9 protein-coding genes are annotated in these 9,687 nt (G+C 60.1%); 7 read left to right on the top strand and 2 right to left on the bottom strand.

Going from position 1 to position 9,687, the window contains the following annotated elements:
- The 5 genes from M9978_RS10435 to rfbD form a co-directional block, all read left to right on the top strand.
- Positions 1-336, top strand: a 336-nt coding sequence (locus tag M9978_RS10435; RefSeq protein ID WP_254292976.1) for a hypothetical protein, incomplete at its 5' end; no start/stop codon positions are given.
- Positions 337-1,075: 739 nt separating this feature from the next.
- Entirely contained in the window at positions 1,076-1,954 is an 879-nt protein-coding gene (gene rfbA / locus M9978_RS10430; RefSeq protein ID WP_254292975.1) for a glucose-1-phosphate thymidylyltransferase RfbA, read from the top strand.
- Positions 1,951-2,517: a dTDP-4-dehydrorhamnose 3,5-epimerase gene (rfbC, locus tag M9978_RS10425; protein ID WP_254292974.1), complete on the top strand. Its 567-nt coding sequence runs from the start codon at positions 1,951-1,953 to the stop codon at positions 2,515-2,517. The genes rfbA and rfbC overlap by 4 nt, the downstream gene beginning before the upstream one ends.
- 4 nt (positions 2,518-2,521) lie before the next feature.
- Positions 2,522-3,580, top strand: a complete 1,059-nt coding sequence (gene rfbB, locus M9978_RS10420) for a dTDP-glucose 4,6-dehydratase (RefSeq protein WP_254292973.1) — start codon at positions 2,522-2,524, stop codon at positions 3,578-3,580.
- Positions 3,577-4,449 carry a dTDP-4-dehydrorhamnose reductase gene (gene rfbD, locus M9978_RS10415; RefSeq protein ID WP_254292972.1) on the top strand — a complete coding sequence of 291 codons (873 nt, stop codon included), beginning with the start codon at positions 3,577-3,579 and terminating at the stop codon, positions 4,447-4,449. The genes rfbB and rfbD overlap by 4 nt, the downstream gene beginning before the upstream one ends.
- A 119-nt stretch (positions 4,450-4,568) precedes the next feature.
- Here rfbD and M9978_RS10410 read toward each other — a convergent pair whose 3' ends face one another.
- Positions 4,569-6,389, bottom strand: coding sequence for a hypothetical protein (locus M9978_RS10410; protein ID WP_254292971.1), 1,821 nt, complete (start codon positions 6,387-6,389; stop codon positions 4,569-4,571).
- A 779-nt stretch (positions 6,390-7,168) separates the two neighbouring features.
- On the opposite strand from M9978_RS10410, the gene M9978_RS10405 reads away from it, so the two are divergent.
- Positions 7,169-7,897 carry a PEPxxWA-CTERM sorting domain-containing protein gene (locus M9978_RS10405; RefSeq protein WP_254292970.1) on the top strand — a complete coding sequence of 243 codons (729 nt, stop codon included), beginning with the start codon at positions 7,169-7,171 and terminating at the stop codon, positions 7,895-7,897.
- A gap of 92 nt (positions 7,898-7,989) precedes the next feature.
- Here M9978_RS10405 and M9978_RS10400 read toward each other — a convergent pair whose 3' ends face one another.
- On the bottom strand, positions 7,990-8,451 hold the full coding sequence (locus tag M9978_RS10400; protein ID WP_254292969.1) for a PilZ domain-containing protein: 462 nt from the start codon (positions 8,449-8,451) through the stop codon (positions 7,990-7,992).
- Positions 8,452-8,603: 152 nt separating this feature from the next.
- Between M9978_RS10400 and M9978_RS10395 the strand changes: the two genes are divergently transcribed.
- A complete protein-coding gene (locus M9978_RS10395; protein WP_254292968.1) occupies positions 8,604-9,614 on the top strand; it encodes a glycosyltransferase family 2 protein in 1,011 nt (336 codons plus the stop codon).
- The last annotated feature ends 73 nt before the right edge of the window (positions 9,615-9,687 follow it).

Raw genomic sequence — 9,687 nt, 5'->3', positions numbered from 1 at the left:
AGTCAATGCAACGTCCGGCCTTGTGAGACCCGATACAGCACCACCGACCCATCGGCCGGCGAGTGCGGACAGATCCTTGAGACCCTCAAGGGACAACCGCCAAGCAACTGCAAATTACAGATCCTGACCCTAGGCCGCATCTACTCAATACGGGTGGCGACCAGGAAGGCAGTGCGCCGCTGGCGACGGTGTGAAGCTAACGCCGCGCAAAATACGCGCAGGATTTTCCGTCGAATCGACAGGGGCGAGCTGTCAATCTCTGGCAGTCGACCAATTATTGCAGCGCCAAATCCAGTGCTGAATTTCATCTATGAGCGCATCTGCCGATCGGGTTGAAAACCTATGGAGCGTGTGAACGGGAGAGTTAGAATGGGTGAACACAATCTTCCCGTTCTCCAAGCTTCTGCATCTTACAGGAATTCGGAGAACGTACATCTTCCATCTTGCGCGACAATTCGCCGACGGAATTAATTCGACATCGATTGAAAAGCTTCCCCGCTCGTTTAAAACTTTGAACATAGTCAAGCGGGATTTGCCGTCACTCTTTATTTGATATTCGTTAGATCTATCCCAGGGGGTCGACCAATCCGCCGGGATGTGAAGCCCCGCAACCTCAAGGCGTTCCCCGCTGCCGTCTACGACTTCTTGCAACACACGCCTCCCACCGATCCCAAGGACGGCCAGTTCGCTGGTTTCGACTCGATAGTGTAGTCTGGGCTAAACAAGCGCAAGGGCGGAGGCGTTTTGCAAAAGCCACGGACCGTCTCTATGCCTGATTGGGCTGCGCATGTCTCGATACTCGGACGCATATTTTAAATGGAAACGGTTAGACCATGCGCTGAGATTCAACCTGGTGAACAAATTTTCGGTTTGATGAGGAACGGAACGAGCACCGGTTCGGCGGCATCAACGAGCAAGGCGGCACCTCCAGTCGACTTCCCACCTCCTACCATGTCCAGCCTTCGCCAATGTGAGGGACGGTTTGTCGATCCCATAGACAGCCCCGGCTATCAACGTTGCCATGGATTACGTGCACGCCTAGGAGGGCATTCATGGTGATGAGGCCGGGGCATCTATGAAGGGAATCATTCTCGCTGGAGGCAGCGGCACGCGGTTGTATCCGGCTACGCTGTCGATTTCGAAGCAGTTGATGCCGGTCTTCGACAAGCCGATGATTTATTATCCGCTATCCGTCCTGATGCTTGCCGGCATTCGAGAAATCTTGATCATCTCGACGCCCCGCGATTTGCCGCTGTTCAAGTCGCTGCTGGGCGACGGCAGTGCGTTCGGCGTGGATTTCAGCTATGCTGAGCAACCGCAGCCCAACGGCCTGGCCGAAGCCTTCATCATCGGCGCGGACTTCGTTGCCGGGCAGGCGAGCGCGTTGATCCTGGGCGACAACATCTATCATGGCGACAAGCTGGGCGAAAAATGCCGCCAAGCTGCGGCAGAAGCGGCCAAGGGTGGGGCCAATGTCTTCGCTTATCATGTCGATGATCCGGAGCGCTACGGCGTGGTTTCGTTCGATGACGCAGGCCGGGTGACCAGCGTCGAGGAGAAGCCTGCTGATCCGAAGTCGAACTGGGCGATTACCGGCCTGTATTTCTACGACAAAGACGTCGTGGACATTGCGCGGTCGATGAGGCCGTCCGCGCGCGGAGAGCTAGAGATCACCGACGTCAACCGCACCTATATGGCACGTGGCGATTTGCACGTGACGCGGCTGGGGCGCGGTTACGCCTGGCTCGATACCGGCACGCATGAGAGCCTGCACGATGCCAGCAGCTATGTGCGGACGATCGAGAATCGCACGGGCATCAAGATTGCGTGCCCTGAGGAAATCGCGCTCGACCTCGGCTGGCTTGGCGGCGACGCGGTGCTCGCCCGCGCCGCAACGCTCGGCAAGACGGGCTATGCGGACTATCTCAAACGGCGCGTGGCGGCCCTTGCATGACCGTGTTCCGCCGCCTTGCCATCCCCGAGGTGATCGAGGTGACGCCGCCCAAATATGGCGATCACCGGGGTTTCTTTTCCGAGGTTTTCAAACAGTCCGCTTTCGCCGCCGAAGGCATCGCGATCGACTGGGCCCAAGACAATCAAAGCTTTTCAGCCGAGATCGGGACTGTTCGTGGGCTGCATTTCCAGGCGCCGCCCTTTGCACAGGACAAGCTGGTGCGCGTGTTGCGCGGGTCGATCTATGACGTCGCGGTCGATATCCGCCGGGGCTCGCCCGACTATGGCAAATGGGTGGGCTGCGAGCTGTCGTCGGCGAAGTGGAACCAGTTGCTCGTGCCGGCCGGCTTCGCACATTGCTTCATGACGCTGACGCCCGATACGGAGGTGCTGTACAAGGTCAGCGCCCCCTATTCGAAGGCGCATGAGGGGGCCGTTCTCTGGAACGACCCCGATCTCGCCATCGACTGGCCGGAGCTCGGCGTGGAGCCAACGTTATCGGACAAGGATCTTGTCGCGCCGCGGCTTGCCGATTTCGCTTCCCCTTTCGTCTATCAGGGCTGATTCGATGCAGACCATTCTCGTCACCGGCGGCGCCGGCTTCATCGGCTCGGCGGTGGTGCGTCATCTGGTCGGCAAGGGGAAGCGTGTCGTCAATCTCGACTTGCTGACCTATGCCGGCAATCGGGCCAACCTCAAGGCGATCGAAAACGCGCCGAACTATCGTTTTGTGCAGGGCGATATCGCTGATGTGCCGCTGGTTCTTGGGCTTTTGCGCGACGAGCGGGTTGAAGGCGTCATGCACCTTGCGGCAGAGAGCCATGTCGATCGCTCGATCGATGGTCCAGGCGCGTTCGTTGAGACCAACGTCGTTGGAACGTTTCGCCTTCTGTCGGCCGCGCTCGAATATTGGCGCGGGCTCGAAGGTCCGGAAAAGGCGGTTTTCCGCTTCCATCACATCTCTACCGACGAGGTCTTCGGCGACCTGCCATTCGACCGCGGCATCTTTACCGAAGATACGCCTTATGCGCCCTCCTCCCCATATTCAGCGTCCAAGGCGGCCAGCGATCATTTCGTGCGCGCCTGGCACGAAACTTACGGTCTGCCGGTGGTGCTCTCGAACTGCTCGAACAATTACGGCCCCTATCATTTCCCCGAGAAGCTGATCCCCCTGGTCATTCTCAACGCGCTCGAGGGCAGGCCGCTCCCGGTCTATGGCAAGGGCGAGAATGTCCGGGACTGGCTCTATGTGGACGATCACGCCAGGGCGCTCGAACTGGTGTTGACCCGAGGAGCGGTGGGGGAAAGCTACAATGTCGGCGGCCGCAACGAGCGAACCAACTTGCAGGTGGTCGAGACGATCTGCGACGTACTTGATGCGCGTGTCCACCTGGCCGATGGGCGCAGGCGGCGCGAGTTGATCACCTTCGTCGCGGACCGCCCCGGCCATGACCGGCGCTATGCGATCGACGCGACCAAGATCGAGCGTGACCTCGGCTGGAAGGCGGAGGAAAGTTTCGACACCGGCCTTGCCCGTACTGCCGACTGGTATCTCGACAACCGCTGGTGGTGGGAGCCGATCCGCTCGGGCAGCTATGCCGGACAACGGCTGGGTAAGACGGGGTGAGGATCCTGGTCACCGGCCGCGAAGGACAGGTCTCGCGAAGCCTGGCCGAACGGGGGACTGGTCACGAACTCGTCTTTGCCGGACGACCGGAATTCGATCTCGCCGATGCTTCGTCGATCGAGCGCACGGTAGCAGCCGTGAATCCGGCGCTGGTGATTTCCGCTGCGGCCTATACCTCAGTCGACAAGGCTGAAGACGAGCCGGCGCTGGCGATGGCGGTGAATGGTGACGCCCCCGGCGCGCTCGCCCGCTCCGCCGCAAAGATCGGCGCGCGGATGATCCACCTGTCGACCGATTATGTGTTTGACGGATCGCTCGACCGCCCCTGGCGCGAAGACGAGCCTGTCGGGCCGCTCGGCGTCTATGGCGCGACCAAGCTGGCTGGCGAGCAGGCAGTGGTCGCTTCGAACGCCACCTATGCGATCGTGCGGACGGCTTGGGTATACAGCCCGTTCGGCAGTAATTTCGTGAAGACAATGCTGCGGCTTGCCGAAACGCGCAGCGAATTGGCGGTGGTCGAGGACCAGTTCGGCAATCCGACCAGTGCGTTCGACATCGCAGACGCACTCATGGCGGTCATCGCGGCGTGGCAAATCGACCCGGGCAAGGGGACCAACGCGGTCTACCACGTCGCAGGCAGTGGCGGGACGCACTGGGCCGGCTTCGCTCGGGCGATTTTCGCCGAAAGCACTTGCCGCGGAGGCCCAACGGCAAAGGTCATCGGTATTCCGTCGAGCGCCTATCCCACGCTGGCCAAGCGGCCTGCCAACTCACGTCTCGATACGACGCGCTTTGCCAATACCTTCGGCTACAGCGCCCCCCCATGGCGCGATTCCCTCCACGGTACAATTTCGCGCCTGATATCCTGAGCTCCGACATCGCTCAGCCCTCACGGCTTCATGTCGCCCGCCGTTCGCTGGCGCCGTCGACACGATACAACGCGCCCTGCCAACTACATGACAACAGTCTGCCGGTTTTCAGCAGGAGCTCATTTGACCCAGTAATTGGCATCTTGAACAGCTGCGCGAAGCTTGGGCGCCGCCGTGAGCGGCTGGCCCGCATATTCACGCAACCCCCAGGCGCCCGACGAGGTGATTGGGCCTGTCGAACTGTAGAGGGTCATCACGTCGCCGACGTCGGTGCGCCACGCCGAGAGATAGGCCCGATAAACATCGGCCATGAGCGTGTTCCGGTTAAGCGCGGCAAGCAACGTATGGTTTGAACTGTTGATCAGGTGCTGCCCAGCCTCGTAGGCGATGTAGCGCTTGCCATATTGTTTGGCGATGTCCTGGTTCGCGCTTGCCTGGACCTTGATCACTTTGGAAGCATCGGCCGACAACGCCGAGAACAGGGTGGCCAGATCCGAAGTGGGATTGTCCGTGAAAAGCGTGTGACCGAAATAAGGAGCAGTGGCCAGGGCATCGACATATTTCGCAGTGTCGCTGTACGAAAGCACCGTGGATGCCGTCCACGGATTGGAATGCTGGGTCGCAGCGACCCGGACCAGATCCGCGGGCCGGTCAGCATAGACTTCCGTCCAGATTTTCATCGCCCAAGCCATTTTCTGGGCGTAGCGCCGGAGCGTGGCTTCAAACGGATCGGCAGACAGCCCCGCCGCGAGCCCTTCTTCCTGCGCCAGATGGGTCACTGGGAACGCGTAGTTCCAGACTTCGTTCGCAAGTTCGACATATACCGGCGTACCTGCCGGGATCCGGGCATGAGCCAGCTGTGCCATGCCACGCACATACGATTCGTCCGCATTCCAGGGGATCGGGAGCCAAGGACTGGCGCCCGTCTGGACTGCCAGCGCGATCATGTGATCCAGCGCAACGTTCTTTGAGTTGACCTGGACGAGCGCGTCCGGTGACTGGCGATTGGCCCAGGTGAAAGCGGCTTTCCCGTTTGCCCCGGACCAGTCAAGGAAGCGTATGACGCCAAAGGGCTTGAGCGATTCGATGAAATCGGTCGCGAACAACTGGCTGCGTGCAGCGTCCTTCTCGCGACAATCGAGGTTGCGAACGCCATCGGCCGCAGACGTTTCCAGCAACTCCAGGTACACACGCTGTTCGCCAAGCGCCAGCGCTGGCCAAATGAACTCGACCTGATGATCACCCGCTGTGACGTCCTTGATCGTTCCACGCACCGCGATCTTGCCGGAGCCGGTGTACGTGCAGCGGATCGCAACCTCCGAACCCGCCATGGTCGCGGCAGGCGGAGTCAGAATGATGTTCGCCTGCTCACCGGCGGCGAGGCTTATGACATAGCCATTCGCATCGACGCGTGAGGGATCAAGCTTGTTCCAGCTCTTGTTGGGATCGACCCATTCGCTGCCCACAAGCAAATTGGAAAAGCTGCGTTCACCGCTGTAGTAATCGACCGAAGCCACATTCACGCCCAACAGCGAGCGGTTGCGAGGAACCGTTGTAGCTGCGGCCGGCGTGGGCGTTGGGGTCGGCGTCGAAGATGGTGACGGGGTAGGCGTGGGTGAGACGCTGACCACACCAGACGTCGAGGTATTCGAGCTGGTGCCACCGCACGCAACACAGAGCGCAAGTGCTGATATCTGTGCTGCTTTGCCCACAGATTTCAATATCACGATCTCGCCGGACTTGGACAGATTCTTCGAAGATGACATGGCTTGGCCCCCGCGGTTTCGCGCAGGACTAAAGGCGAACCGGTTAAAGGTCGGTTGAAGGGAAGAGAGATGCGAAGGTGCCCAACCGGCGATCATGGGGATCAGCTCAGCGGCTTGACGCCAGCGTAATGTATTTATTTTGTCAATATTTTCAATGTCTTGATAGGCAGCCATGCGGAGGGCCAAGGGTCGCGGCGCACTGATGGCGGGCCCGCCTAGTTTTTAGAAGTGGATTTGCGGTGAGTGCATTCTCTCGTGCGACCCGACGATGGAACTCGCGCTGCATTTGGCCGTTGCGCCTCAATGATCGGCAATGCGGGGCCGGTCAGACGGTGACGGTGTCTCGTTATGGAGCAGCTGTTTCGGACTCAGGAGGGCGGCGCCCATTGTGACCTGCCTTAAGCTAAATCGGTACGGCATGGAGCTTTTGTGAGGGGCTGCTGCATGCTTTGCTAGATGCCCTGCTTCTTGTCACCAGCAGATCTGATTGAAGACGAGGGCGATGTATTGCCCGCTGCGAGCTGCGGCTCCCGGTAGAAGGTAGCGTGATGGAGTTCTCATTGCAGATTATTTTTATGATGTTGGGTCTGGGGGGGCTCCTTGTCGGTTCCCTCGCTTTGGCTCGCTATCATGCACCGGGTCGGCGGATTGCCCGTCAGCGGCGTCGCGAAACCGCGTTCTACCGCCAGCGGATGGCGGAGCGGCATGGGATATTCCGCGATGAGAGAGGAGCAGATTAGCGCCATCGGACGGATGATGAAGTGGAAGCGCCCAAGGCAGATTGTGTTGATTCGGGACGCCGAGGCTTGTCCGGCAAGGAATATTGTTCCTTTTCAGTATCTTCTTCATTTTATTGGAAGATGGTTACCGAGGTGGCAACCTTAGTTGCTGGCGAGTAGCGACTCAGCATAGGATCGTTTGAAACGAATCGAGCGAATCGGAAGCGGGGCATCATGCGGATCGTAGCGACACTTGCCGGAATGGCATCACTCTTCCTGGCGGCGCCGGCGCTTGCCGCAGACGTGATTTACACATTCAACACGACTGGCAATTCGAGCGTTAACGGCGGCTATGGCAACGCGTTCAACTTCACGAGCGGCTCGCTGACAATGAAGGTGACGGGCTGGCAGGCGAACCTGTCCAACAACGACATTACCAAGGCGTATGTGGGCGCCTATGGAACCGGGCTCGGTGTTACCGGGCTCGGCGACTCCAGCGGCGGCAGCTACTATCACCAGATCGACAATGTTAACGGCTATGTCGATTTCGTAATGCTGGAGTTCGACCGTGCGGTCTCGCTGACGGGCGTGTCGCTCTACAGCTATACGATGGGATATTCATCGAGCAAAGACAACGACCTGGCTTATTACAACGCCGGCGCGCTCAACTCGAACCTGACGCTTTACGACAATGTTCCGTCCGTCTGGACGGAGGTTGGCGGTACGGGCGGCAACGGCTATGTCCCGATTGGTGCCACTGGTGTTTCGACCAAGTGGCTTGTGGGCGCCGCACTCATCAGCGATCGCGACGACGGCTTCAAGATCGCCTCGATCAAGGTCACGGAACTTGTTGGAGCGGTGCCGGAGCCGGCGACTTGGGCGATGATGCTGTTGGGCTTTGCAGGCGTGGGTGGTGCATTGCGCGTGCGGCGCCGCAAAGCTGAGGCGATCACGGCCCACTGATCCATCGCACAAAAGCGCAGGGATCGATTGCGGGCGCTGTGGTCTCATGCGCCAGGCTCCTGGCGCAGTCTGTAGCATCTCGCGTCCGCGGATCAGCTTATACCGATCACCCTCAGCAGCAGGTAGGTGATCGCCCAGGACACAGCTATGGCAAGTAGAATGCCGGCGCCGATCAGCCCAGGCGGCGTCAGCCGTTCGCGCTGCGTGGCTGGCGCTTGGTGTTCCCCAAAAGGGACGGCGACGTTGTTTGCTTCGGCCGCAAGCGCAATGCGCAGATCAGATTCGGCAAGTGAAGTCTCGAAGGCGCAGCCATAGCCCCCCTCCGTTTCTCGAACCACGCGAAGCGCATGAACCCCGATTTGCGGAATTCCGATGTTCAGCACCACGCCGATCGGAAGAGCGAGCAGGGTCGCGATGTGACACCCCGTGCGCGAAAGATCATCGATCTGAACGTCGTGAGGTTTGCGAGCCAGGTCGCGCAGGGTCGCGTCTTGCCTCATCGCGTGCCGGCTCGCCGACCTCTGGTCAAGTTGCAGTGTCGCCTGCAGGGACATCGACGTTGCTCCATTCGCGTCGGTGTCGGGCTAGTCGCAATAGGGTAAGGATAGTGTTAATCGCCGGCCATATATGTGTGCGGCATGGGCCGGTCGGACCCCATGGCCGGGGATGGGCGTCAAGCGGTTAAAGAGAAAGCAAGGCGGGGATCATGCTCGCGACAATCGTCATTGGAAGAAACGAAGCGGCATCGCTCGCCGAAGCGCTGGCATCGGCACAAGGCGCCGACGCGCCGGTCGTGTATGTCGATAGCGCGTCGTCCGACGACAGCGTTGCTGTGGCCAGAAAGGCTGGCATCGAGGTTTTGTCACTGAGTTCGCCGCCGATGCTTTCGGCCGCGCGTGGGCGCAATGCCGGGCTGGAATGGCTTGATGCCCGCCACCCGGAAACTGACTTCGTCCAATTTCTCGACGGCGACTGTGTGCTGTGTAGCGATTTTCCGGGGATCGCCGCCAACCTGATGCTTGGCGATCCGGACATCGCGATCGTCGTCGGACATTTGCGCGAGCAGGCTCCGGGCTCGAGCATCTACTCGAAGCTCAGCATGCTCGAGTGGTCATCAGATGTTGGGGAGATTCGTGACTTTGGAAATCTTGGAGGCATCATGTGCGCCCGTGTCTCGGCACTGCGTGTTGTGGGAGGCTTCAATGCCGAGATGATTGCGGGCGAGGACTCCGAGCTGGGCGTGCGCATTTCGCTCGCTGGCTTTCGTGTCGTGAAGATCGATGCTGAAATGGCAACCCACGATAACGGGATTAGGCATTTTGGTGCGTGGTGGCGACGTTCGGTCCGCGCGGGACACGCGCTTGCTCAACGTTTCGCGCTTAACGGGCGATCGGCAGTGCGCGATTGTCGCCGCGAGTTTTTCAGCACGCTGTTCTGGGGCATCGTCTTGCCTGCAGGGGCTTTGATTCTCGCCTGGCCCAGTCGGGGCGCGTCGCTGCTGGTTTGTACCGCCGGCTATCTTGTGCTGGCCCTGCGCATCCGGCGAAGCCTTCTTCGCGGTGGGCGTACTCGGGCCGAGGCAAATATCGGCATGGGTTTCGGCCTGCTCAGCAAGCTTGCCAATGCCGTCGGTCTTTGCAGATATTTGTGGAATGCGCGGACGGGGGGCTTCCGGATCATCGAATATAAGGGCGCCGCGGTGAGGCCGCGCCGATGAGCACTGGCTGCCGGCGTCGTCCCACTATTCCGTGACAGAAGCAGGACAGAAGCGATTGCGGTCCCCGGCGGAC

The sequence above is a fragment of the Sphingomonas tagetis genome (genome assembly GCF_024211275.1).
GTDB classification, from domain to species: Bacteria; Pseudomonadota; Alphaproteobacteria; order Sphingomonadales; family Sphingomonadaceae; genus Sphingomonas; species Sphingomonas tagetis.
This window is presented reverse-complemented; position numbering and strand designations above follow the sequence as displayed.